This window comes from Aeromonas sp. TW 6, assembly GCF_013168745.1.
Classification (GTDB): Bacteria; Pseudomonadota; Gammaproteobacteria; order Enterobacterales; family Aeromonadaceae; genus Aeromonas; species Aeromonas caviae.
Map to the genome: position 1 here is coordinate 1 of NZ_JABERS010000060.1, position 22,829 is coordinate 22,829.

22 protein-coding genes are annotated in these 22,829 nt (G+C 60.6%); 10 read left to right on the forward strand and 12 right to left on the reverse strand.

The window, feature by feature from the left end; genetic code table 11:
• Positions 1-188, reverse strand: a 188-nt coding sequence (locus HKD46_RS21220; RefSeq protein ID WP_221413922.1) for a hypothetical protein, incomplete at its 3' end; no start/stop codon positions are given.
• Between the two features lie 181 nt (positions 189-369).
• Here HKD46_RS21220 and HKD46_RS19250 point away from each other — a divergent pair.
• Positions 370-1,002 (forward strand): LysE family translocator, encoded by a 633-nt coding sequence (locus tag HKD46_RS19250; RefSeq protein WP_134997709.1) that lies wholly within the window; start codon positions 370-372, stop codon positions 1,000-1,002.
• 82 nt (positions 1,003-1,084) lie between these two features.
• On the opposite strand, the gene fis is transcribed toward HKD46_RS19250, so the two are convergent.
• Both fis and dusB read right to left on the reverse strand, forming a co-directional pair.
• Positions 1,085-1,381: a DNA-binding transcriptional regulator Fis gene (gene fis / locus HKD46_RS19255; protein ID WP_005309538.1), complete on the reverse strand. Its 297-nt coding sequence runs from the start codon at positions 1,379-1,381 to the stop codon at positions 1,085-1,087.
• A gap of 25 nt (positions 1,382-1,406) precedes the next feature.
• Positions 1,407-2,372 carry a tRNA dihydrouridine synthase DusB gene (dusB, locus tag HKD46_RS19260; RefSeq protein WP_010675552.1) on the reverse strand — a complete coding sequence of 322 codons (966 nt, stop codon included), beginning with the start codon at positions 2,370-2,372 and terminating at the stop codon, positions 1,407-1,409.
• 290 nt (positions 2,373-2,662) lie between these two features.
• On the opposite strand from dusB, the gene HKD46_RS19265 reads away from it, so the two are divergent.
• From HKD46_RS19265 to HKD46_RS19280, 4 genes are all read left to right on the forward strand, one after another.
• The gene (locus tag HKD46_RS19265) at positions 2,663-4,069 is read left to right on the forward strand and encodes a TolC family protein (RefSeq protein WP_161470302.1); all 1,407 of its coding nucleotides are present in this window, start codon (positions 2,663-2,665) and stop codon (positions 4,067-4,069) included.
• Between the two features lie 73 nt (positions 4,070-4,142).
• Positions 4,143-5,147 carry an HlyD family secretion protein gene (locus HKD46_RS19270; protein WP_080767988.1) on the forward strand — a complete coding sequence of 335 codons (1,005 nt, stop codon included), beginning with the start codon at positions 4,143-4,145 and terminating at the stop codon, positions 5,145-5,147.
• On the forward strand, positions 5,147-6,283 hold the full coding sequence (locus HKD46_RS19275) for an ABC transporter permease (RefSeq protein WP_161470301.1): 1,137 nt from the start codon (positions 5,147-5,149) through the stop codon (positions 6,281-6,283). The genes HKD46_RS19270 and HKD46_RS19275 overlap by 1 nt, the downstream gene beginning before the upstream one ends.
• Positions 6,280-7,473 (forward strand): ABC transporter permease, encoded by a 1,194-nt coding sequence (locus HKD46_RS19280; RefSeq protein WP_161470300.1) that lies wholly within the window; start codon positions 6,280-6,282, stop codon positions 7,471-7,473. Before HKD46_RS19275 ends, HKD46_RS19280 begins: the two co-directional genes overlap by 4 nt.
• Positions 7,474-7,529: 56 nt before the next feature.
• Here the strand turns inward: HKD46_RS19280 and HKD46_RS19285 are convergent, their stop codons facing one another.
• The 3 genes from HKD46_RS19285 to HKD46_RS19295 all read right to left on the reverse strand — a co-directional run bounded on the left by HKD46_RS19285 (position 7,530) and on the right by HKD46_RS19295 (position 9,894).
• Entirely contained in the window at positions 7,530-8,165 is a 636-nt protein-coding gene (locus HKD46_RS19285) for an SDR family oxidoreductase (RefSeq protein WP_111897035.1), read from the reverse strand.
• A gap of 127 nt (positions 8,166-8,292) precedes the next feature.
• The gene (locus HKD46_RS19290; protein WP_010675546.1) at positions 8,293-9,147 is read right to left on the reverse strand and encodes a DnaA ATPase domain-containing protein; all 855 of its coding nucleotides are present in this window, start codon (positions 9,145-9,147) and stop codon (positions 8,293-8,295) included.
• Positions 9,148-9,219: 72 nt separating this feature from the next.
• Positions 9,220-9,894 (reverse strand): DnaT-like ssDNA-binding domain-containing protein, encoded by a 675-nt coding sequence (locus HKD46_RS19295; RefSeq protein WP_161470299.1) that lies wholly within the window; start codon positions 9,892-9,894, stop codon positions 9,220-9,222.
• 275 nt (positions 9,895-10,169) lie between these two features.
• Here HKD46_RS19295 and HKD46_RS19300 point away from each other — a divergent pair, with 275 nt between their 5' ends.
• Positions 10,170-11,141, forward strand: coding sequence for a response regulator (locus HKD46_RS19300; RefSeq protein ID WP_029314797.1), 972 nt, complete (start codon positions 10,170-10,172; stop codon positions 11,139-11,141).
• A 70-nt stretch (positions 11,142-11,211) separates the two neighbouring features.
• Here the strand turns inward: HKD46_RS19300 and HKD46_RS19305 are convergent, their stop codons facing one another.
• From HKD46_RS19305 to HKD46_RS19315, 3 genes are all read right to left on the reverse strand, one after another.
• Positions 11,212-12,609, reverse strand: coding sequence for a peptide MFS transporter (locus HKD46_RS19305; protein ID WP_041212400.1), 1,398 nt, complete (start codon positions 12,607-12,609; stop codon positions 11,212-11,214).
• 213 nt (positions 12,610-12,822) lie between these two features.
• Complete coding sequence (gene galU / locus HKD46_RS19310; RefSeq protein WP_103243668.1) at positions 12,823-13,734, reverse strand: UTP--glucose-1-phosphate uridylyltransferase GalU; 912 nt, start codon at positions 13,732-13,734, stop codon at positions 12,823-12,825.
• Positions 13,735-13,828: 94 nt separating this feature from the next.
• A complete protein-coding gene (locus HKD46_RS19315; protein ID WP_039041323.1) occupies positions 13,829-14,146 on the reverse strand; it encodes a ComEA family DNA-binding protein in 318 nt (105 codons plus the stop codon).
• Between the two features lie 164 nt (positions 14,147-14,310).
• Here HKD46_RS19315 and cysQ point away from each other — a divergent pair, with 164 nt between their 5' ends.
• Positions 14,311-15,081 (forward strand): 3'(2'),5'-bisphosphate nucleotidase CysQ, encoded by a 771-nt coding sequence (gene cysQ, locus HKD46_RS19320; RefSeq protein WP_039041322.1) that lies wholly within the window; start codon positions 14,311-14,313, stop codon positions 15,079-15,081.
• A 282-nt stretch (positions 15,082-15,363) separates the two neighbouring features.
• Here the strand turns inward: cysQ and HKD46_RS19325 are convergent, their stop codons facing one another.
• The 3 genes from HKD46_RS19325 to HKD46_RS19335 all read right to left on the reverse strand — a co-directional run bounded on the left by HKD46_RS19325 (position 15,364) and on the right by HKD46_RS19335 (position 17,847).
• On the reverse strand, positions 15,364-15,660 hold the full coding sequence (locus HKD46_RS19325) for a YciI family protein (protein WP_010675539.1): 297 nt from the start codon (positions 15,658-15,660) through the stop codon (positions 15,364-15,366).
• 24 nt (positions 15,661-15,684) lie between these two features.
• Positions 15,685-16,236: a septation protein A gene (locus HKD46_RS19330; protein ID WP_010675538.1), complete on the reverse strand. Its 552-nt coding sequence runs from the start codon at positions 16,234-16,236 to the stop codon at positions 15,685-15,687.
• A gap of 105 nt (positions 16,237-16,341) precedes the next feature.
• Positions 16,342-17,847 carry an aminotransferase class V-fold PLP-dependent enzyme gene (locus HKD46_RS19335; RefSeq protein WP_171865820.1) on the reverse strand — a complete coding sequence of 502 codons (1,506 nt, stop codon included), beginning with the start codon at positions 17,845-17,847 and terminating at the stop codon, positions 16,342-16,344.
• Between the two features lie 191 nt (positions 17,848-18,038).
• Here HKD46_RS19335 and trhA point away from each other — a divergent pair, with 191 nt between their 5' ends.
• The 3 genes from trhA to HKD46_RS19350 all read left to right on the forward strand — a co-directional run.
• The gene (gene trhA, locus HKD46_RS19340) at positions 18,039-18,671 is read left to right on the forward strand and encodes a PAQR family membrane homeostasis protein TrhA (protein WP_039041319.1); all 633 of its coding nucleotides are present in this window, start codon (positions 18,039-18,041) and stop codon (positions 18,669-18,671) included.
• A 121-nt stretch (positions 18,672-18,792) separates the two neighbouring features.
• The gene (locus tag HKD46_RS19345) at positions 18,793-20,454 is read left to right on the forward strand and encodes a putative transporter (RefSeq protein WP_010675535.1); all 1,662 of its coding nucleotides are present in this window, start codon (positions 18,793-18,795) and stop codon (positions 20,452-20,454) included.
• 222 nt (positions 20,455-20,676) lie between these two features.
• Positions 20,677-22,829 (forward strand): retention module-containing protein (locus tag HKD46_RS19350; RefSeq protein ID WP_171865821.1); only part of this gene is annotated, 2,153 nt, incomplete at its 3' end.

The following is a 22,829-nucleotide window of genomic DNA, read 5'->3' on the forward strand; positions in this document are numbered from 1 at the left end:
AACTCAGAAGTGAAACGCTGTAGCGCCGATGGTAGTGTGGCATTCGCCATGCGAGAGTAGGACACTGCCAGGCACCCAATACAAGAAACCCCGCTCACTCGAGCGGGGTTTTTTATTGCCTGAAATTTATTTTTTAGATAATAAGTCTGGTTAATGCGCAAAACCCAGTCTATTACATCGATAAACATTGTTATTCAGCCAGTATCACTGTCTTTCAAACGGCTCAATCTCTCTTTCTCACCAGGTTGAGCGTCAAGTATCTCCGGCTCAAACGCTATTCCCTTCCTTGATAATCACTATTGCTGGAAACGGGAGTGACAAGTACCTCAGGATCCATAGACTGTTTCTTTCATGTACAAGGAGCTGTCTATGTTGGGGATCCACGATCTGGCGTTGTTTATCGTTTCTGGCCTGCTGTTGAACATGATGCCTGGGCCTGACTCCCTGCTCATCATGCTGCGCAGCGGCTCCCAGGGATGGCGTGCAGGGTCCATGGCGGCATTGGGTATCGGGACAGGTACCATGGTGCATGTGTTGGCGGCGGCGCTGGGACTGTCTGCCCTGTTGAGTGCCTCTGCCGAGCTGTTTGCCGTCATCAAGCTGATGGGGGCGCTCTATCTGGTCTATCTCGGCGTGTCCATGCTCTGGCAGAGGAGTGGCACTTCAACGTCTGTGGATGGGGCTGTGGCGCTGCCTGCGCTCTCTTATGGGCGCATCTTTCGGCAGGGGTTGCTCACCAATGTCCTCAATCCCAAGGTGGCGCTCTTCTTTCTCGCTTTTGTGCCCCAGTTCATCGATCCCGCTTCACCGCAAAAGGCGATGGCATTCATCGTGCTGGGCTGCATCTTCAATCTCAACGGCATGATCTGGTGCCATCTGCTGGCGTTTTCCACCGCGTTTGCAAGCCGCAAGGTGCGACTGCCCGCCCGGGTGGCCACCTGGCTGAATCGCGTGATGGGGGGGCTGTTCGTGGGGCTCGGTATCAAGCTGGCGGTGGAGTGAGCAGGTAAACACCGGGCATAGAAAAAGGCGTATCCCATCGCTGGGATACGCCTTCGTCTGCACTGCAGCAGAATGACCGGGATCAGTTCATGCCGTAACGCTTGAGTTTCTTGCGCAGGGTGCCGCGGTTGATGCCCATCATCACGGCGGCGCGAGTCTGGTTGCCACGGGTGTACTGCATGATCACGTCCAGCATGGGAGCTTCGACTTCGGAGAGAACCATATCGTACAGATCAATCACTTCCTGACCGTTCAACTGGGCCAGGTAGTTACGCAGGGCCTGTTGCACAGAGTCACGCAGGGGGCGTTGGGTCGGCTCGGCAGCGTGATTGTGAGTAGTTGTTACCAATGCATCAGAAGTCAGGGTTTGTTCGAACATATTCGGTCGGCTCTTTAGTTATGCGTTAACCTAATCCATCGAAATACGCTTCGAGTGCCTCGAGTTGTGCGTCTGCACAATCCAGGGCATTGAAGTGCTTACGGAATTCTCGGCCCGCCTCTTCTTCATCCAGATACCAGCCCACGTGTTTACGGGCAATGCGCGCTCCCAGATAGGCACCGTAAAACTGGTGCAGATTGGTGACATGCTCGTTCATCAGGGTGCGAACCTCTTCCCTGTCGGGAGGCGGCAGCTTGGTGCCCGTTTCAAGAAAATGGCGGATTTCCCGGAAAATCCAGGGTCGTCCTTGCGCAGCACGGCCGATCATCACGGCGTCGACACCGGTATAGTCGAGGACATACCGGGCTTTCTCCGGGCTATCGATGTCGCCATTGGCGACAACAGGAATCGATACGGCCTGCTTAATCGCCCTGATAGTGTCGTACTCCGCTTCGCCCTTGTAGAGGCAGGCACGGGTACGACCATGCACGGCAAGGGCCGCGATACCGCAATCTTCGGCGATTCGGGCGATCTCCTCGCCATTGCGGTTATCCGGATCCCATCCTGTGCGGATCTTCAAGGTGACAGGTACTTCCACCGCATCCACCACGGCCCGGCAGATGGATCTGACCAGGTCTGGCTGACGCAGCAGGGCGGAACCTGCCAGCTTCTTATTCACTTTTTTTGCCGGACATCCCATGTTGATGTCGACGATCTGAGCGCCCTGCTCCACGTTGTAGCGGGCAGCAAACGCCATCATCTCGGGGTCGGCACCGGCAATCTGGACCGATCGCAAGCCGCCTTCAGCAGAGTGATCCATTCTCATCCGGGTTTTCTGGGTATCCCAGACATCCGGGTTGGCCAGCAGCATCTCGGAAACGGCCATACCGGCTCCCAAACGTAAACAAAGTTCACGAAATGGTCGGTCTGTTACACCGGCCATGGGGGCCACGATCAGGGGAGTTTCAAGCGTGTGGGGACCTATCTGCATTCCACGGTTACCATCGGCTTAGGGCGGCGTATATTACGCATTTTTTAGTCAGGAGAAAAGGTTAGTATTTGAGCGTCAGCCATTTTTTTCTGAAAAAAACGTCGCGCCAAGGCTTGCAAATTCAGGAGTGCTTGAAAATCGGACATATTGTCTGTGACCATGGTCAGGAGGGCGCGAGTGAGGGAGATGGTGATTTGTGAGTCTCCCTCTCAAGCCGGTTTAGGCTATGATAGCGGGCCTGAATTGAGCAAAGACTCTACACAATTTCATTACAAACGGATCGGGGATGTATGACGGTAAAGTTCATCAAGTCGCTCTGCCCATGCCTGCTGGGTATCGTGCTGGGGTCGGCTCAGGCGCAGACGGTCAGCTTTACCGAGGCCTGGAGCCGGGTCATCCAGCAGGATGACGGCTTGGCGGCAGAGCAGGCCGGGGTGGAGCGGGCCCAGCAACTGCGGGAGGCGGCCAAGGCCATGTACCTGCCCAAGGTGGATGTGGGGGCCAGCTATACCCATCTCGATCAGCCGATGGAGCTGGACATGCTGGATCTCAACCCCATCGCCAATCATCCGGAATTCGGCAAGGTGCTGGGACCCGTGATGCAGGCACTCAACCTCAGCCCGAGCGATTTCGTCACCCCCCTCACCAAGCAGAACGTGGTGACCAGTTCGGTCAAGATGCTATGGCCGCTCTTTACCGGCGGGCGCATCGATGCGGCCCAGGATATTCGTCAGGCCCAAGTGAGCGAGGCTGAGCAGTTGCTGGTGCTCAAACAGCAGTCCACCTTCGAGAGCCTCTCCCAGACCTACTTCGGGGTGGTGCTGGCGGCGCAGGTGGTGCAGACCAAGCAGGAGATCGAGCAGGGACTGGCACACCATCTGGATCATGCCAAGAAGCTCGAAGCCCAGGGGCAGGTCGCCAAGGTGGAGCGCCTCTTGGCCCAGTCTGCCTATGACAGGGCACGTATCGATACCCAGAAGGCCAGGCGCAGCCTGGAGATCGCCCAGCTGGCGCTCGGCCATATGCTCAAGCTCAAGCAGGCTGAGCCCAATACCGCCCTCTTCATCAACGAAGGGATGCCAGCCTTGTCTCCCTTTGTGGAGGAGACCCTGTCGGTGCATCCCGGTCTCAAGCTGTTGACGGCCAAGAAGGAGCAGGCCCAGGGGATGATCAAGCTGGAGAAGGGCAAATACGCCCCCGAGCTCTTCCTGTTCGGCAACTACAACCTCTATGAAGATGATTCCATTGTCTCCAAGACCACACCGGACTGGCTGGTTGGTGTCGGGGTCAGCATGCCGCTGGTGAGTCGTGATGGCCGCTCCGAGACGGTCCAGGCAGCCAAGAGCGCCGAACTCCAGGTCAACCTGCTGCAAGCCAAGACCCGCCAGGATCTGGAGCTGCTGGTCGAGAAGACCTGGCGCGAGGCTGCCCAGGGACTGGAGGAGTATCACTCTCTCTCCTCGACCCAGGCGCTGGCCGAGGAGAACGTGCGGTTGCGTGACAAGGCATTCGGTCAGGGGCTCTCCACTTCCCTCGATGTGGTCGATGCCCAGACCCAGCTTGCCGGGGTCAAGACCCAGCGCGCCGCCGCCGCCTATCAATACGTGATCTCTCTGGCCCGCCTGTTGGCACTCTCCGGTCAGATGAACAGTTTCAACCAGTATCAGCATGGCCAGGCGATCGAGGTGAACTCATGATCGCGCGCTCTTCCACTCCGTTATTCATGTCCGTTTCGACCGTCAAGGGTCGCCCGTTTGCCGAGGTGAATTCATGAGTCATCCCCCCATCAAGAAGAAGATGAGCCAGGGCAAGCCCTGGCTGCTGCCACTGGCGCTGGTATTGCTTGTGCTCTGGCTTGGCTGGCGCTTCTGGCTGGCCTATCAGCCGGAGCCGGTGCGTCTGCAGGGGCAGATAGAGGCGCAGCAATATTCGGTTTCTTCCAAGGTGGCGGGCCGCATCGACGAGGTGCTGGTGAAGAAGGGGGATCAACTGGCCAGGGGCCAACTGGCGTTCACTCTGGCGAGCCCGGAGATCGAGGCCAAGCTGAGTCAGGCCAAGGCCGGGCAGGCCGCGGCGGGTGCCATGGCCGAAGAGGCTGAGAAGGGGGCGCGAGTGCAGCAGATCGCGGCCGCCAAGGATCAGTGGCAACAGGCCAAGGCGGCTGCCCTGCTTCATGGCAAAACCTACGAGCGCATTGCCAGCCTGCATCGGGATGGCGTGATGTCGCTGCAAAAGCGTGACGAGGCCTGGACGGCCTGGCAGGCGGCGAAGTACAGCGAGGGCATGGCCTGGCAGCAATACCAGATGGCACTGGAAGGGGCGCGGGAAGAGACCAAGATAGCGGCCCGCGAGCAGGCCAAGATGGCGGCTGGCGGAGTGGCGGAAGTGGAAGCCTATCTGGCCGATACCCGCATCGCCAGCCCACACGAGGGGGAAGTTGCCCAGGTGCTGTTGCGTAGCGGCGAGCTGGCTCCCCAGGGCTTCCCTGTGGTGACCTTGCTCGACATGAAGGATGCCTGGGCCCAGTTCCATGTCCGTGAGGACCTCTTGCCAAGGTTCCCGGTCGGTACCGAGTTTGATGCCCGTATTCCCGGCCTGGGGGATCAGCTGGTGCGCTTCAAGGTGACCCATGTGGCCGTGATGGGGGATTTCGCCACCTGGCGTGCCACCGACACCCGCCAGGGGTTCGACATGAAAAGCTTCCAGGTGGAAGCGCGCCCCTTGCAGCCGGTTGACGGGCTGCGGGTCGGCATGAGCGTGCTGGTCGAGCTCTGATGGGGCGCGAATGGCGGTTGCTCTGGCAGGACCCGTTCGGCCGGGCGCTGGCGAGCTGGGTCCCCTTTCTGCTGATAGGGATCCTGTGCTGGATCTTTTCAGCCGGCCTGGCGCGGGATCTCAAGGTCGGTCTGGTGGATCTGGATCGCAGCACCCTCTCCCGGCAACTGGCGTTCTCTCTCGATGGCTCCGCCGGGCTCAAGATAGCGCAGCAGTTTGACGCCATTGACGAGGGGGCCAGGGCACTGCGAGGGGGGGACATCTATGCCCTGGTGGTGATCCCCCATCACCTGGAGCGGGATGCCCGCGAGGGGACCCAACCCAGGGTGACCGTGTTCAACAATGGCCAGTTCATCCTGATTGCCAAGCTGGTCAACTCCGCACTGGCCCAGGTGGTGGGAACTCTCAATGGCCAGGTGGGCGTGCTCTCGGCCATGGCCGACGGCAAGACGCTGCCCGGTGCCCTGGGACAATCCGTACCCATTGCGAGCCAGGTTACCGCGCTCTACAACATCAATTCCAGCTACGCCCAGTTTCTGCTGAGCGCCCTGCTACCTGCGGTGTGGCAGATCCTGGTGGTGCTCTATGGCCTGAACGCCCTGGCCCGCACCGATCGCCTCGGGTTGGACTGGACCACCAGAGGGGTCTGGTTCGGCCTCTGGCGTACCCTGCTGCCCCACGTGCTCATCGGCTGGGGGTGGGGTCTGGCGTGGAGTCTGCTGCTGTTCAAGGGGCTTGGGTACCCCATGCAAGGCAGTTGGCTGGTGCTGACGGCGGGGCTGGGACTGGCGTCGGCCGCTTGCGTCACCATGGGGGCCTTCTTCTACGCCATCATCCGGGATCCGGCGCGGGCTCTGTCGCTGGCGGGGGCTTACACGGCTCCCGGTTTCGCCTTTATGGGGGTCACCTTTCCGGTCAGCGCCATGGGGGATGTGGCCCAGTTCTGGCGCAGCCTGCTGCCCATCTCCCACTATGTGGAGCTGCAGATCGGGCAAACCAATTATGGTCAACCGTTGACGGCGGCCCTGCCCCAGCTCGGGGCTCTGCTGCTGTTTCTGCTGCCCCTGTTGCTGGTGGTACACCGCTACCGGACGCCGTCGGGCGCGGCCCTGCCCCATGAGGAGTCCAGGCCATGATGGGATTCTGGGATCTGGTGCGCCTTGAGCTGCGCACCCTCTTGGCGGATCGCGCCATCATGCTGACCCTGTTTGGCGGCGTCTTCTTCTACTCCTTCCTCTACCCCCAGCCCTACCTGCACCAATTGCCCAGGGAAGAGCCCGTGGTGGTGGTCAACGAGGATGGCAGCCAACTCTCCCGCCAGCTGGAGTTCATGGCCGATGCCACGGCGCAGGTGAAACTGGTGGCCCGTGCCGGTTCGCTCGACGAGGCCCGCCAGATGATGCTGACCGGCAGGGCGAGCGGCATTTTGCACATTCCCCGCCACTTCTATCGGGATCTGATGCTGGGCAGGAGCGTGACCCTGGGTTATGCCGGAGATGCCTCCTACTTCCTGGTCTATGGCACCATTGCCGAAGGGCTGGCCCAGGCGGGGGGCACGCTCGCCGCCCAGGTGAAGGTGGCCAGGTTGCTGAGCCAGGGCGAGGCGCTGCCCCAGGCCGCCATGGGCTGGAACGCGGTGGCCCTCAATGTGCTGCCGGTATTCAACCCCACCATGGGCTATGTGAACTACGTGGTGCCTGCGGTATTCGTGCTGATCCTGCATCAGGTGTTGCTGATGGGGACCGGCATCCTGGGGGCGACCCAGAACCAGCGCAGCCGCCGTGGCGAGTCAGGCTACTGGCAACATGCTCCCGTGCCGGCCTTGTTGCTGGCCCGCACCCTGGTGGTGGGGGCTCTTTTCGTCCTTCCGGTGACCTACTTCTTCGGCTTCTGCTTCGATCACTACGGTATTGCCCGCACCGCTGTACCCGGCGAACTCTGGCTCTTTACCCTGCCGTTCCTGTTGGCCACCACCTGGCTCGGGATCGTGCTCGGCGCCCTGTTCACCCGCCGTGATCTACCGACCCAGGTGGTGCTTGTCTCCTCTTTGCCGCTGGTCTTCCTGGCCGGTTTTATCTGGCCCCTTGAGCTCATCCCGGCCCCCCTCAACTGGCTGGCCCAGTGGGCACCGAGCACGCCGGCCATCGAGGGATTCCTGCGCCTCAATCAGATGGGGGCCGACTTTGCCCAGGTCTCCCGCTACTGGTGGCAGTTGTGGGGACTGGCGCTGCTGTATGGCGCTCTGGCGTGCTGGTTGCTCCGATGGCGTCAACCGTGCCCTGCAATGCGGCCGGATGATGGGACGACAGCGTCTTCCACCGACTAGGCCCCTTGCAACTACACGGTCAGCCATTGGGCTGACCGTGTTGCCATTCACAGGGATCATGGCTGATTCAGACCCGAATCGCCGATGGCATAGATCTGGCCGCACGCCTCCTGGTCGGTGAGCAGTTGCAAACCCCGTATAGCCACATCCTGGCGCCTGACCAGGCCATGCCTCTCCTGCCCCTGGCTCAGGATGGCCTGACCCGTGGGCTCCCCATCCTGCAACCCTGCGGGGCGTAAAATGGTCCACTCAAGGGTGCTTGTCTGCAGCCAGCTTTCCGCCAGGCTCTTGAGGCGTACCTCGTGTCCGAAGGCGGCGCGAGCCCGTTCGGGCAGGTATTGCCAGCTGTCGCCACAACCGAGGGAGGTGACCAGCAGCAGGCGGCTGAGCCCGGCGTGCTCCATCTCGTCGATCACATGGCGGTTGCCCTGATAATCCACCGGTGCACTCTGGCGAAAGCCGCCGAGGGTGGAGACTACCCGGGCATCCCTGTCCGCCAAGCGGCAAGCCTGGGCCACGGCCTGGGGGTCCAGGGCATCCCCGATGACGACCTCGACTCCCAGGGTATGCAGCTCGCTGGCCATGTCGGCATGGCGCACCAGGGCAACGACCCTGTGGCCCAGTTGCAGTGCGTGGTCGGTGAAGGCGCGGCCCAGTCCTCGACTGGCACCGAAGATGAGTGTGGTTGGCATGACAGGCCCTCTAGAACAAAAGAGCAAGCCTAGAGCCTGGATGGCTCTCTGTAAATGAGAGTGGTTTTTATTTGTGAGGTGCAGGGGATATGAAGGGCCGGACATCAGGGACGCCGGCCCGACGGGATCAACCGTTGTAATGGCCGATGCTGGGACGGCGGCTGGGTCCGCTCAGGTGGATGTCCACCGGATTGAACGCCTTGATCGCCTCATAGCTGAAATCACCGATGGCCTGATGCAGGCTCTGGGGGCTGTGGTTGGTGATGATGATGACGCTTTTGGACAGGTTGCGACGACGGCGCAGCAGGTGGCCGAGGAAGCTGGACTGACTCTCGGCCATCTTGGCACGGTTGGCCGCCACCTCGTCGATGATCAGCAGGTCCACCTCTTCCAGGGCGCGGCGGTACTGGTTGCGCTCCTCCTGATCCTGGATGACGTTGAAAAAGAGCCTGTCCACGATGGAGGCCCACTGCTGGAAGATCACCGACTTCTGGTGGCGCGCGATCAACTCGTGGGCCACGGCACCCGCCAGGGTGGATTTGCCGGTGCCGTAATCGCCGTAGATCAGCATGCAGCCCCCGCCGCTCTTCTCCCAGTGCTCGAAACCGCTGATGAAGTAGCGGGCTGTCTCGATGGGGTATTGCAGGGCCGGGTCACCGGAATCCATCTTGTCGAAGATCCAGTCCGGATTGAGGTCGGCCTGGGCGATCAGCTTCTGGATCCGCTCCTGGCGGGCGGCCTTCTGCAACTCGCGCACTTCGGCATTGGCCTTGGCGTCGTACTCCTTGCGCAGGGTCTCGTAGTCGTACTGGCTGCCGCCGGTTGCGGCCCGCAGTCGGAGAATACGTTGCTGCAGGCTGCTGACGTGACGCTTGAGCTCGGGATCATGAGCCCGTTGCTCCTGTCTCGCCTTGGCGATTTTCTGGCGTTTGGCCTCGATCTCTTCCAGTGCCTGGCGCATCGGGTCGTGCGGATCTGTCATGGAATTCTCCTTCTGCTAGGGCTGTGGCTGGATGGGCAGGGGGTCAATAGTGCACTTCGTGGCCGCCTGGTATCAATCATTCTCCGGCTCCTGAGCTTGTGCCAGCCGTTTGGCCTCATCGATCATCTCTTGCGCCCGGCGGCTCGGGCCAGCCTCTACCGGGGCTTGCGCGACCTGCTGGTACCCGGTGACCACGGTTGCCGGGCGGCGGGCGTAGCGCCGACTCTTGATGGCCCGAATAAATTTCAACATCCACTGGTGCTGGGAGTCGAACACCTCGGGGCGGCCGAGCCAGTAGGCGATGAACTCCCCGAGATCCTCTTCGCTGTAGCTGGCATCGATCACCCCGCACAGGCGTGCGAGAGCAGGCAGTTCTTCGTCCGGACGCCACTGCAGGTGCATCTGGAACGGGCGTGCCGGCAGGGGGCTGCGCACCCGCTGGCTCAGCAACGGCAACTGGAAAGGGCACTGGTGGTAGTGCTCACTGTCAGCCTGGGCCTCGACCTGAAGCAGTTCGGCCTCCATCAGCTCGTCGAGCAGCTCGGTCAGCTGGCGAGCGTTGACCTGATAGCTGAAACCACCGGGATTGCCCGGATCGACGACAGCCAGTGCCCGGCCAAGCTCGGGATAGTTGAGTCGGGCCAGCCGATTTTCCAGCACCAAGCGGCGCAGTTGCAGGGTATAGAGGCTGCGGGCCGGATGGGAGAGTCTGGGATGGGCGAGGGCGCTGTATTCGGCTGGCGTCATGGTCTGCTTCACGATCTGGAGTGGAGGGCATTATCCCTCATGGCGGTGCCTCATACAATTCATGGTGCCGACCTGCGAGAGAACGGCTGCCGGGCGACGGTTGCTGATCATCTCTGCGCAAGGGTGCAAGCAAAATAGTCGGACCATTTCAAACGCTTGGCAGATACCAAGGCCAGCCCGGCTCGCTGCTCGACAATATTGTGTGGCGGTATCCAGCGCCCATGATCTAGTCTTAATGCTCAAATAACCATTTGACTAATAAGAGCTTTGTCAAGATGTCAAAAGCCGGACTACGGATCTTGGTGGTAGAAGACGAAGCGGTTTTTCGCCACTCACTGGTATCTTATCTCGAGCACGACGGGGCCTGCGTCTTTCAGGCAGAAGACGGGATTGAGGGGCTCTCTGCCGCAGCGCTCTATCACCCCGATGTGGTGTTGTGTGATCTGAACATGCCGAACATGGATGGCCATGAGGTGATTGCCTGCCTCACCGCCCGCTATCCACAGGTGCCCGTCATCGTCATCTCCGGTCAGGATCAGATGGCTGCGATCGAGCGTGCGCTGCGGGCGGGGGCCAGGGACTTCTTCATCAAACCGGTGAATGACTATGAGCAGATCCGCCGCAGCATCGAGCAATGCCTGACAAACCTCGGGCATCAGAGCCAGCAACTGGAGCTGATGGAACACATCGACTTCTTCCGTGGCCACGATCTGGCGAGCAGCCGGCTGCTCGCCTGGTTGGCCCCCCCTGGCATGCAGGAGTGGGGGCCCTGGCAGGTCACCTTTGCCGGCATGGGCAATCTCTTCATCCCGGATACCTTCAAACTGGACGACAAGCTGCTGGTACTGGTGATGGAATTGCCCATCCTCGGTGTGGATGCGGCCTTCTGTGGTGCCTTGGTGCGATCCCTGATGAACGGCCCCTATCGCCAATACCAGCAACAAGAGAGCCTGCTGTTGACCCAGCCACACCGATTGCTGGATTACCTCAATCTACAACTGCTGGAGTCGGGCCTGCGTCACTCCTTTGCCATGGCGGCCCTGCTGTTCGATCAGGAGGATGGGCTGCTTTTTGCAAATGCCGGGCTCACCTCACCTCACTGGTTGATGCGTGCAGGGGGGTTGCCGCTCGGCTTGATGCGCAGCAGTCGCTACACGTTGCACAGGCGAAGCTGGCACGAGCCCTTTGATCTGCAGTTTCGCAGTGACAGCGGCAGCGCCCTGACGATGCAGGTTCGTCACCACTGACGCCGTGAAGTGAACACATGCAAACAGGGCGCCCATGGGCGCCCTGTTTGGTCTCTGCTGTCCTGACCGGTCAAACGGTCGCAGACTGCAGTTTCTGCTCTTGTTCTTCGGGCTCTTTGGCCGGGCCTTCGGCACCGTGCATCCAGTAGACCAGGCGGTTGGCCATGGTCAGCAGGATGAGGGCGCTGATCACGGCGGCCAGTGCGATGCCACCGAAGATGGCCATGGCGCCGGATTCGCCGACGAAGGAGCCGATGAAGCCGGCGGCATAGTTGGCCAGGGCCACGAAACCGAACCAGGCACCCATCATCAGGGAGGCCAGGCGCAGCGGAGCCAGCTTGGTCACCATGGAGAGACCGATGGGAGAGAGGCAGAGCTCGCCCAGGGTATGGAACAGGTAGGCACCGACCAGCCAGAACATGGAGGTCTTGACAGCCTGATCACCACCTTGCTCCAGCACGGCACCGATCATGAACAGGAAGCCGACGGCCAGGAACAGCAGGCCCATGGCGAATTTCACCGGGGAGTTCGGCTCTTTCTTGCCGAGCTTGATCCAGATGGCGGCCACGACAGGGGCCAGGGTGATGATGAAGAAGGGGTTCAGGGACTGGAACCAGGCGGTCGGCACTTCGAAGCTGCCGATCATGCGGTCGGTATACTCCTGGGCATACAGGTTCATCAGACCACCGGCCTGCTCGAAGCCGGCCCAGAAGATGATGGTGAACAGGCCCAGTACCAGGATCACCTTGATGCGATCCACTTCCTGTTTGGTCAGGGGCGCTTTTTGCTCCTTGGAGCGCTGCAGGGCGGCACGCTGGGCGGCGGGCACACGGCCGATGTCGCCAAGGAAACGCTGGGCCATGGTGGCCTGCACGACCAGGGAGAGCAGCATGCCGATACCGGCGCTGACGAAGGCGGCTTGCCAGCCATAGGCGGTGGCGGCGGCGCCGCAGATCACGCCGGCCAGCAGGGAGCCCAGGTTGATGCCCATGTAGAAGATGGTGAAGGCGCCGTCACGACGGTGATCCCCTTCTTTATACAGGTCGCCCACCATGGTGGAGATGTTCGGTTTGAACAGGCCGTTGCCCACGATCAGCAAGCCAAGGCCGGCATAGAAGACGGTGTTGACCATGTCAGGGAACATGGCGTGAGGCAGTGCCAGGGTAAACTGGCCGGCGGCCATCAGCACGGCACCGAACAGGATGGCACGGCGCTGGCCCAGGAAGGTATCAGCGAGCCAGCCGCCGATGATGGGGGTGATGTAGACCAGACCGGTATAGATGCCGTACAGCTTGAGGGCGTCGGCCTGGGTCCAGCCCATGCCACCGTTGGCGGTCAGGTCGGTCAGATAGAGGACGAGCACGGCACGCATGCCGTAATAGGAGAATCTCTCCCACAGTTCGGTACTAAAGAGCAAAAAAAGCCCTTTAGGGTGACCTAAAAAGGTCCCTTTGGACGGGTTATTCATTGGAACTTCCACCTGTGTCTTATATTTTTTTAGAAATTTTATGCAAGGGCTAGGAACAAGCCTTAATCCTTATAGAACAAGCGACTTTAAATTACAATATTATGATTTAGCGATATTTTATCTATCAATGGTTGAATATTTGTTTATAAAATGAAAAAGGGCATCGAATGATGCCCAGTTTTTTATACTGCTTATCTTGTAAATATTCAGAGATTACAGCTCTTTGGCAAACTGTTTCAGCCAGCTGGTGAAATCTTTGCTGAGTTCCCGATGGCGCACGGCGTATTCCACATTGGCCTTCATATAACCGAGCTTGCTGCCGCAATCGTGGCTGCGTCCCTTCATGAAGTAGGCATTGACCTGCTCCTTTTCCATCAGCATGGCGATGGCATCGGTCAGCTGGATCTCGTCGCCGGCACCGGCCGGGGTTTTTTCCAGCAAGGGCCAGATATTGGCCGAGAGCACATAGCGACCGACCACGGCCAGGTTGGACGGGGCTTCATCCCGGGGTGGCTTCTCGACGATGGCCTGCATCGGCAGGGACATGCCTTCGCTCAGGGCCTCCCCCTTGATGTCGGCGATGCCGTATTTGTCCACTTCGCTCTCGGGGACGGCTTCCACCATGATCTGGCTGATCTGCTCCTCTGCGAACAGATGCACCATCTCCGCCAGGTTGTCCTGCTTCAGATCGCTGGCCACCTCGTCGATGAGCACATCCGGCAGCAGCACGGCGAAGGGTTGATCCCCGATGAGGGGGCGGGCACACAGTACTGCATGGCCCAGGCCTTTTGCTTCCCCTTGACGCACGTGCATGATAGTCACGTCTTTGGGACAGATGTGCTGAACCTCTTCCAGCAGTTGGCGCTTGACCCGCTTCTCCAGGGTCGCCTCCAGCTCGAAGCTCTTGTCGAAGTGGTTCTCGATGGAGTTCTTGCTTGAATGGGTCACCAGGATGATCTCCTTGATGCCGGCGGCGATGGCTTCGCGCACCACATACTGGATCAGCGGCTTGTCGACCACGGGCAGCATCTCCTTGGGGATGGCCTTGGTGGCGGGCAGCATGCGGGTACCCAGGCCGGCAACGGGGAGAACGGCCTTGCGAACAACGAGCGGTGTCTTTTTCATGGAGTGAGTCCGAAGATACAAAGTGGGCTCATGATACCCTAAGAAAAATAGGGCAGCCACAGGCTGCCCTTGGGATGACAGGGATTCAAACCGGTTACTTGACGATAATCATGTCCCGGTTTGCTTCCAGCGTGGCCGATCCGATGCCACTGACGTCCGCCAGTTGATCGACGGAGGTGAACTTGCCCTGCTTCTCTCTGTGGTCGATGATGGCCTGTGCCTTCTTCTCGCCAATGCCCTTCAGGGCGGTGAGCTCGCCGGCACTGGCGGTATTGAGATTGATCTTGCCGCTCTCCTTGACTTGGGTGGTGGCCACAGGCTTGGTCGCCGCCTTGTCGGCGGCCAGCAGAGGTTGGCTCAACAGGGGGAGGCAGCCCAGCAGCAGTGCGGCGATCAGGGTCTTCTTGTTCATATCGTCATGTCCTTATGTGGCGTTAGTGCCACATTTATCATTAGCTGTGTTGCGCCACTTTTTGTCTGTCAGTTTTGACACTGTATAAGTCAGTGCAAACGGCTATAAGCCGAAGATACTCACTCGGTTACACTGACCAACCCTTTGAGCGAGAACTCTTTTCCATGTATCTACCCGCCATTTCCGAACTGGAGCCCATCGCCCGCGCCGCCGGTGAGGCCATCATGTCCATCTACAGCCAGCCCTTTGCGGTGGAGTACAAGCAGGACGAGAGCCCGCTGACGGCTGCGGACAAGGGGGCCCACGAGGTGATCGTTCAGGCGCTGGCGCGTCTCACTCCCGATATCCCGGTGTTGTCGGAAGAGTCCTCCCCCGAGGTGATGGCTGCGCGACTCGGCTGGTCCCGCTACTGGCTGGTGGATCCTTTGGATGGCACCAAGGAGTTTGTCTCCCGCAACGGCGAGTTCACGGTGAATATCGCCCTGATTGAGCAGGGGACCCCGCGCTGGGGGCTGGTCTATGCCCCGGTACTGGACAAGCTCTGGTATGGGGGCAAGGGGATTGGCGCCTGGCGTGTGGCCGATGGCAGGCACGAGACCATCCAGACCCGTCCTCATGACGCAGGGCAAGTGTGGCGCGTGGTGGGCAGTCGCAATCACCTGTCGCAGGAAACCCTCGAGTATCTGGCCCGTTTTGGCGAACTGGAGCGGGGCGAGATCGAGTTGGTTTCCATGGGCAGCTCTCTCAAGTTTTGCATCATTGCCGAGGGGGAGGCCGAGCTTTACCCGCGGCTCGCGCCGACCTGCGAGTGGGATACGGGGGCTGCTCAGGCGGTACTGGAAGGGGCGGGGGGCAGCGTCACCCAGCTCGATGGTTCGCCGCTTTGCTACAACAAGCCCGATATCCTCAATCCCTGGTTTGTGGCCAGGGCATGAGTCCCCATCGGATACGAAAAGGCCGGACAGTGTCCGCAATGCTGTTCAGATAAGCACATTTTTGACTAATTATTCATAAATGCGACTTGAGTTGGGGGAGCAAGGCTGTTTCCAGTCGATGTTCCTTCAGCCTTTATCCAGCGTGGCTTGCAATAGAAAGAGGGAGGCATCATGCCTCCCTCATTTTTTAGCCCTGATACTACGTGGACTGGAACTCAAATTCTCTTAAGTGAACAGCATTGCGGACAGTGTCCGGCCTTTTTCTTGTCAGCCTCGATGGGCTCAGAAGACTTTCTTGAACGGTTTGATGGTCACTCTGGCGTAGACCCCTGCCGCAACATAGGGGTCCGCATCGGCCCAGGCCTGGGCGTCGGCCTGACTGGCAAAGTCGGCGATGACGGTGCTGCCGGTGAAGCCCGCATCGGCCGGGTCCTCGGCATCGATGGCCGGGTTCGGGCCGGCCGTCAGCAGTCGGCCCTCATCCTGCAAGGCTTGCAGGCGGGCAAGGTGGGCAGGGCGTGCCAGCTTGCGCTGGGGCAGGCTGCCCGCGACATCTTCGGAGTAGATCAGATACCACATGGAACAATCCCTTTCTGGTTGCGGTTATTTTTTCTGTTCTGCGTTCTGCTCGGCTGGCATGTGGCGATAGAGATAGACGCCGCTGAGCAGGGTGAAGACCAGGGTCATGCCCAGCAGGCCGAACACCTTGAAGTTGACCCACATCTCCTGGGAGAGGTTGAAGGCCACGTAGAGGTTGAGCAGACCGCACAGGGTGAAGAAGCCGACCCAGCCGAGATTGACGTTGTCCCAGACCCGGTCGGGGGCTTGGAGCTCCTTGCCCAGCATCTGCTTGATGAGGTTCTTGCCAAAGCCATAGCGGCCGATGAGCAGGGCGAGGGCAAAGAGCACATTGATGACGGTCACCTTCCACTTGATAAAGGCATCGTCGTGGAAGAAGACGGTGAGGCCGCCGAAGAAACCGACCAGCACGAAGGTGAACAACTGCATCTTCTCGACCCGGCGATAGCGAAGCCAGCTGTACAGGAGTTGCAGGCCGGTGACGACCACCAGGGCGCCAGTGGCGGTGTAGATGTCGTAAAACTTGTAGACCGCGAAGAAGACGATCAGGGGGATGAACTCGATAAACTGCTTCATGCTGGGCTCTAACCTCAAAATTTCACTCAGTGTACCTGCCCGTCAGACAACGGCAAATGAATAAGACCGTCCATTCTGCAGGCAGTTCTTTCCCGGGGCGGCGGGTTACTCGAACAGCTGGCTGGCAATGTGGTTGCCAAGGCGCACCTGATCGTCCAGCAATACGCGTATGTCTGCTTCCTCGATGAGGGGGTTGAGCAGGACGGCGCGCAGCAGCGTGAGCGGTTGCTCGCCATAGCGGGAGACTGCGCGCTGGGTGCGTGAGACGAAGCTGTGCCCTTCGGCGCGCTGGGCTTTTTGCAGGGCGACGTTGAAGAGATTGATCTGTTCGTTGGCCGCCACATCGGGCTCCTGACCTTGCAGGTGGGGCGGAATGCACCGGTAGGAGAGCAGGTTCATGACAGGTGCCGACATCAGCTCGAAGGCGGGGCTGGCGTCGATGAGCGCGGCCATTCGCCGCGCCCTGTCGTAGTTGGCGTCGATGAGTTGGGCATAACCCTGCTGTCCCAGCATCTGGAAGGCGGCATCCAGATAGAGCGCGTTGGCGGGACGGGTCCCCTCCAGAGTGAAACGCCCCTGATCGAAGGAGGTGGCGCGGATGGCGTAGGGAGCCTCGCGCTTCACCGTCATCATCAGGTCCGGTTGGCGGCAGAGCAGCATGCCGGTACCGAGCGGGACCAGCAACTGCTTGTGACCGTCAAGGGTGACGGTATCGGCGTGCTCTATCCCCGTAAGCAATCCCTGATAGCGGGGCGAGAAGAGGGTCGGGCCACCCCAGGCCGCGTCCACGTGGAAGTGGATTTGCTCGCGCCGGGCGATGGCGGCCAGTTCCGGCAGCGGGTCGACGGAGCCAAAATCCGTGCTGCCAGCCACGCCGACCAGCGCCAGCACCTTGAGCTTCTGCTCCCTGCATTGTTGAAGGGCCTGTTCCAGTGCCGCCAGACTGAGCCGATTGTGCTCGTCTGTGTCGAGACGCCAGACGCTGCGAGCCCCGAGTCCCAGCAGATCCATCCCCTTGTCGAAGGAGTAGTGCATCAGCCGCGAGCCCAGAATGACGGCGCCGCGATAGCCCTGCTCGGCGAGGGCGAACAGGTTGTCGCCACAGGCCCGGTTGCGAGCCAGCCAGAGGGCGGTGACGTTGGCGATGGTACCGCCACTGGTCATGACGCCGAGGGCTGCATCCTTGGCATGCATATGGGCTGCATAGAAGACGTCGTCCTCGCGGTAGACCAGACGGTGCAGCTTGGCCAGCACTTCCCGCTCCAGAAAGCTCAGCAAACGGGAGGACTCCATCTTCATCGGGTTCTGGTTGAGCATCACCAAGAGCCGGGAGAGCTCGGCGGTGAAGGCCGGCAGCGGTGCCGTCATGTGTCCCATGTAGCGGGGAGAGGTGAGGTGCGATGCCCCGGGTACCAGGGTGGTGAGCCGTGCCAGATAGTCCCGGGGAGAGATGCCGATGGCGGGCATGCACGACTGATCGAGCTGGTGGGTGAAGCTGCCCCGCTGATAGGGGGCCTGACTGTCGTCGGAATGATGGAAATGCTCCAGCAGGGCCGTCATGGCCTTGCCGAAATCAGGATCCGGTTGTGTAAACAGTTCAGTGAGCTTCATCGGGTTCTCCAGACCAGATTGTCGGGCAGACGCGGCCATCCGCATGGGCGGCGTCGGCGGCAGAGCATACACCAAAGGGGCGGGGGGCACAGCCATCTCTGGCCCTCCCTCTCCTCGCGTCTTTATTTTCAGCTAACGCTTGTAGCCTGAAACATCGGCCGCTAGAGTGGGCCGGTAATGGGTTGGAGGTAATGATGGATGTGACGGGGTACTCCCCACGGGAAGAGTGGGCGAATCGCCTCAGCCATGGGCTGGGGCTGCTGCTGGGCGGACTGGGACTGGTCTTGCTGCTGCACAAGGGGTGGGATCAGGGGCCCAGGGTACTGCTGAGCTACGGCGTCTACGGTGCCAGCCTGGTATTGCTTTATCTCGCCTCGACGCTCTATCACAGCGTGAGCTCGGTGGCTGCCAGACGCTGGAGCAAGCTGTTCGATCACTGCGCCATCTATCTGCTGATCGCCGGCACTTATACCCCCTTCCTGCTGGTGGCGCTCGATACACCGCTGGCGCAAGGACTGATGGTGGTGATCTGGGGGCTGGCCCTGGCGGGGGTCGTGTTCAAGCTGATCTTCATCAATCGTTTCAAGAAGGTGTCGCTATTTACCTATCTGATGCTGGGCTGGCTGTCGCTGGTGGTCATCTACCAGCTCTATCTGCATCTGGATGGTACCGGGCTCCTGCTGCTGGGGCTGGGTGGTCTCATCTACAGCCTGGGAGTGATCTTCTATGTGGCCAAGCGCATTCCCTACAACCACGCCATCTGGCACCTGTTTGTGCTGGGGGGCAGTCTGTGCCACTTCATGGCCATTTATGGCTACATCTGATGGCTAACCCTTAGTTGGTATTTTTGTGCTCATGAAAGCCTGAATTCGTGCGGCGCCCCACAGTTGCCCCCTTCGTTTGCTGACAAGCTAGTGCCAGTTCAGTTTGGAAAGGATGCAAACGATGAGTGAGATCGCGCTTTCCATCAGCATGCTGTCGCTGGTGGCAGTGCTGGGGCTCTGGCTGGGAAACTGGCGAGTCTATGGCGTGGGTTTGGGTATCGGCGGGGTGCTGTTCGGCGGCATCATAGTGGGCCACTTCGCCGGCTTGTCCGGCTTGAAGCTGGATGAGCAAACACTTCATTTTATTCAGGAATTCGGCCTGATCCTGTTCGTCTACACCATAGGCATCCAGGTTGGTCCCGGCTTTTTCTCCTCCTTGCGCAGTTCGGGCCTCAAGCTCAATGGCTTCGCGGCCCTGCTGGTTCTGCTCGGCTGCCTGGTGGCGGCAGCGTTGCACCAGCTGTTCGATGTACCGCTGCCGGTGATCCTCGGGGTCTTTTCCGGGGCCGTGACCAATACCCCGTCCCTGGGGGCTGGCCAGCAGATCCTGGCGGAGCTCGGGGCGGATCCTGGATCCACCGGCCTGATGGGGATGGGCTATGCGGTGGCCTACCCGTTCGGGATCTGCGGCATCCTGCTCACCATGTGGCTCATCAGGATGTTCTTCCACATCAAGATCGAGGAGGAGGCGGTTGCTTTCGAGCAGCAGGCTGGCAAAACCAAGGAGAGTCTGCAAACCATCAACATTGCCGTGCGCAATCCCAATATGCATGGCCTGATGCTCCGCGAGATCCCGAGTCTGGACGAGGCGGACGTCATCTGTTCCCGCCTCAAGCGTGGCGACGAGCTGATGGTGCCAAAGCCCGACTCGCGCATCGAACTTGGCGACCTGCTGCACCTGGTGGGGGAGCGCCATGCCCTGCACAAGGTGCTGCTGGTGCTTGGAGAGGAGGTAGACACCTCCCTCTCCACCCGCGGGACCGATCTGCGGGTTGAGCGGGTGGTGGTCACCAATGAGCAGGTGCTCGGAAAGCGGATCCGCGATCTCGACATCAAGCAGAAATACGATGTGGTCATCTCGCGCCTGAATCGGGCCGGCATCGAGCTGGTGCCGACCAGTCAGACCAGTCTGCAGTTCGGTGACATCCTGAACCTGGTGGGGCGGCTCGATGCCATCGAGGCGGTCACCAGCGTGGTGGGCAATGTGCAGCAGAAACTGCAGCAGGTGCAGATGCTGCCCGTCTTCATCGGCATCGGGTTGGGGGTATTGCTCGGATCCATTCCCTTCTACCTGCCGGGATTCCCGGCGGCGCTCAAGCTGGGGCTGGCAGGGGGACCGCTGGTGGTGGCGCTCATCCTGTCTCGTATCGGCAGCATCGGCAAGCTCTACTGGTTCATGCCGCCGAGCGCCAACCTGGCGCTGCGGGAAATAGGCATAGTGCTCTTCCTGGCGGTGGTGGGGTTCAAGTCCGGGGCTGGCTTCATCGACACCCTGATCAACGGCGACGGTCCCGCATGGATGATGTACGGTGTGGCAATCACCCTCATCCCGCTGCTGCTGGTGGGTGTGCTGGCACGCCATTATGGCAAGCTCAACTACCTCACGCTGTGCGGTCTGCTGGCCGGCTCGATGACGGATCCTCCCGCTCTGGCATTTGCCAACGGTATGCACCCCACCAGTGGTGCCAGCGCACTCTCTTACGCGACCGTCTACCCCCTGGTGATGTTCCTGCGGATCATCTCGCCCCAGCTGCTGGCCATCCTGCTCTGGGCCGGTGTCTGACACCTCACGAGACGGGAGCCGATGAGGCTCCCGTCTTCGTTTTGTCACAATTGATGCTATTGATTTAATTAATTTTATTCATCTTAGGCGTCCCTTCGTTTTCACCCCGAAACCCGGCTTCATTTCGGTCTGTTCATTCGATTTTTCTCACTGGTTTATGGCCTGATAAACGGGCACATTGGAGGCTGGAGCAATATGCCCTTCGATATTTCAGGAGAAACCATGAGCAATCAGCGCATCGTATTGGATCAGGATGTCGTCGTTACCCACTTGCAAGGCAAAATGTATCTGGTCGCCGCCGACGGGAGCCAGAGACTCGTTGCAGAAGGCGATGTACTGCCCAAGGATGCGGTATTGCTTGCGCCCGAAGGGGCCAGCTTCCAGGGAGGGGAGACCACGTTCACCCTGGGTTCCGGCGAGCGCCCCGAACAGGGTGACGCCGTGCTGGCGAACGCGGGGACACCCGATGACATCGCAGCCTTGCAGCAAGCGATTCTGGACGGAACCGACCCCACCAAGGCATTCGAGGCGTCGGCGGCGGGTGGAGCCCCGGCCGCAGGCAATGCGGGGGGGGTGGCTGGTGCCAGCGGCAACGGCGGTTTCGTCACTATCGATCGTACCGGTGATGCAACCATCTCCAGCGCAGGCTTTGACAGTGCGAACCCGGCTGACGCGGCGCCGCTGGTGGATGTGCAAAGCAGTGAGGATGAGCTGGTCGACCTCACCGCTCCCGTTATCACCGTCTCTGCCCCCGACAACACCAACGATCGGACGCCGACCCTGACCGGTACCACGGATGCCCCCGCTGGCAGCACGGTGACCCTGGTGGTGACCGATGCCAACGGCAATCAGCAGACCCTGACCGCTACGGTACAACCGGATGGCAGCTTCAGCGTGGATGTCACCACACCGCTGGCCGAAGGGGGCTATCAGGTGACGGCTTCCGTGACCGATCCGGCCGGCAACACCGGCACCGCGACCGATGATGGCAGCGTGGACACTACGGCCCCGACCGTGACGGTGAATGCACCGGACAATACCAATGACAACACCCCGACCATCACGGGTACCACGGACGCCGTCCCCGGCAGCACGGTGACCCTGACGGTGACCGATGCCAATGGCAATCAGCAGACTCTGACCGCCACGGTACAACCGGATGGCAGTTACAGCGCGGATGTCGTGACACCGTTGCCGGATGGGGGCTATGACGTGACGGCCAGCGTGACTGATCCTGCTGGCAACAGAGGCACGTCGAGCGACGATGGTAGCGTGGACACCACGGCGAACATCACGGTGAGCCTGGATGACGTGAACGCGGCCAATGTGGCCAACACGCCCATCAGCGGCACCTCCGATGTTGGCCCGGGTCGTACCGTGACCCTGGTGATCAGCGATGCCACCGGTAAGAGCGTGACAGTCACTGCCGTCACCGATGCCGATGGCAACTACCAGACCAGCGCCGATCTGAGCGGGCTGGCTGATGGCAACCTGACCGTGGTGGCCAGCGTTACCGACGCGGCGGGCAACCCGGCCAGCGCCACCGACGACACTACCTTGCTCGACACCACGCCACCGGATGCCAGCATCACCCTGGATGGCAACATCACCCCTGACGACGTGATCAACGCGGCCGAGTCCAAGCAGGACATCGCCGTGACCGGTCGTGTGGGTGGCGACGTGAAAGAGGGCGACACCGTCACCCTGACCGTCAATGGCAAGGCCTTCACCGGTCTGGTCTTGGCCGACAAGACTTTCAGCATCAATGTGCCGGGTAGCGACCTGGTGGCCGATGGGGACAAGGTGATCGACGCCAAGGTCACCACCACCGACGCGGCGGGCAACAGCACCACCGTGACCGATACCGAGGGTTACAGCGTCGACACCCAGAGTCCGAGCGTGGTGGTCGACATCGCCGACGACCAGCTAACCGTGGGCGAAACCAGCGACGTCACCTTCACCTTCAGCGAGAAGGTGACCGGGTTCGAGCTGGGCGATCTGACCGTGGTGGGCGGCACCGTGACCGGGCTGACCACCTCCGATGGCGGCAAGACCTGGACCGCGACCTTCACTCCGGATGCGAACTTCACTGGCACCGCCAGCGTGACCGTGAAGGAGAACAGCTACACCGACCAGGCGGGCAACAAGGGGACCGGAGGCAGCGACAGCGCGGCCACCGACACCGAGGCGACCGGTGCGCCGACCGTGGTCATCACCGAAGACGTGAACAACGACGGTACCATCAGCCACACCGAGATCAGCGGCAAGGTGGACGTGGAAGTGAGCCTGCCGGGCGATGCCAAGGCCGGGGACACCCTCAAGGTGAGCGGCCAGGCCGACCGCCTGTTGACCGATGCCGACATCACGGCGGGCAA

Excerpts from the sequence above, each read along its gene's own strand:
- HKD46_RS19250 (WP_134997709.1), top strand. The coding sequence starts at position 370 with ATGTTGGGGATCCACGATCTGGCGTTGTTTATCGTTTCTGGCCTGCTG.
- fis (WP_005309538.1), bottom strand. The coding sequence starts at position 1,381 with ATGTTCGAACAAACCCTGACTTCTGATGCATTGGTAACAACTACTCAC.
- dusB (WP_010675552.1), bottom strand. The coding sequence starts at position 2,372 with ATGCAGATAGGTCCCCACACGCTTGAAACTCCCCTGATCGTGGCCCCC.
- HKD46_RS19265 (WP_161470302.1), top strand. The coding sequence starts at position 2,663 with ATGACGGTAAAGTTCATCAAGTCGCTCTGCCCATGCCTGCTGGGTATC.
- HKD46_RS19270 (WP_080767988.1), top strand. The coding sequence starts at position 4,143 with ATGAGTCATCCCCCCATCAAGAAGAAGATGAGCCAGGGCAAGCCCTGG.
- HKD46_RS19275 (WP_161470301.1), top strand. The coding sequence starts at position 5,147 with ATGGGGCGCGAATGGCGGTTGCTCTGGCAGGACCCGTTCGGCCGGGCG.
- HKD46_RS19280 (WP_161470300.1), top strand. The coding sequence starts at position 6,280 with ATGATGGGATTCTGGGATCTGGTGCGCCTTGAGCTGCGCACCCTCTTG.
- HKD46_RS19285 (WP_111897035.1), bottom strand. The coding sequence starts at position 8,165 with ATGCCAACCACACTCATCTTCGGTGCCAGTCGAGGACTGGGCCGCGCC.
- HKD46_RS19290 (WP_010675546.1), bottom strand. The coding sequence starts at position 9,147 with ATGACAGATCCGCACGACCCGATGCGCCAGGCACTGGAAGAGATCGAG.
- HKD46_RS19295 (WP_161470299.1), bottom strand. The coding sequence starts at position 9,894 with ATGACGCCAGCCGAATACAGCGCCCTCGCCCATCCCAGACTCTCCCAT.
- HKD46_RS19300 (WP_029314797.1), top strand. The coding sequence starts at position 10,170 with ATGTCAAAAGCCGGACTACGGATCTTGGTGGTAGAAGACGAAGCGGTT.
- HKD46_RS19305 (WP_041212400.1), bottom strand. The coding sequence starts at position 12,609 with ATGAATAACCCGTCCAAAGGGACCTTTTTAGGTCACCCTAAAGGGCTT.
- galU (WP_103243668.1), bottom strand. The coding sequence starts at position 13,734 with ATGAAAAAGACACCGCTCGTTGTTCGCAAGGCCGTTCTCCCCGTTGCC.
- HKD46_RS19315 (WP_039041323.1), bottom strand. The coding sequence starts at position 14,146 with ATGAACAAGAAGACCCTGATCGCCGCACTGCTGCTGGGCTGCCTCCCC.
- cysQ (WP_039041322.1), top strand. The coding sequence starts at position 14,311 with ATGTATCTACCCGCCATTTCCGAACTGGAGCCCATCGCCCGCGCCGCC.
- HKD46_RS19325 (WP_010675539.1), bottom strand. The coding sequence starts at position 15,660 with ATGTGGTATCTGATCTACTCCGAAGATGTCGCGGGCAGCCTGCCCCAG.
- HKD46_RS19330 (WP_010675538.1), bottom strand. The coding sequence starts at position 16,236 with ATGAAGCAGTTTATCGAGTTCATCCCCCTGATCGTCTTCTTCGCGGTC.
- HKD46_RS19335 (WP_171865820.1), bottom strand. The coding sequence starts at position 17,847 with ATGAAGCTCACTGAACTGTTTACACAACCGGATCCTGATTTCGGCAAG.
- trhA (WP_039041319.1), top strand. The coding sequence starts at position 18,039 with ATGATGGATGTGACGGGGTACTCCCCACGGGAAGAGTGGGCGAATCGC.
- HKD46_RS19345 (WP_010675535.1), top strand. The coding sequence starts at position 18,793 with ATGAGTGAGATCGCGCTTTCCATCAGCATGCTGTCGCTGGTGGCAGTG.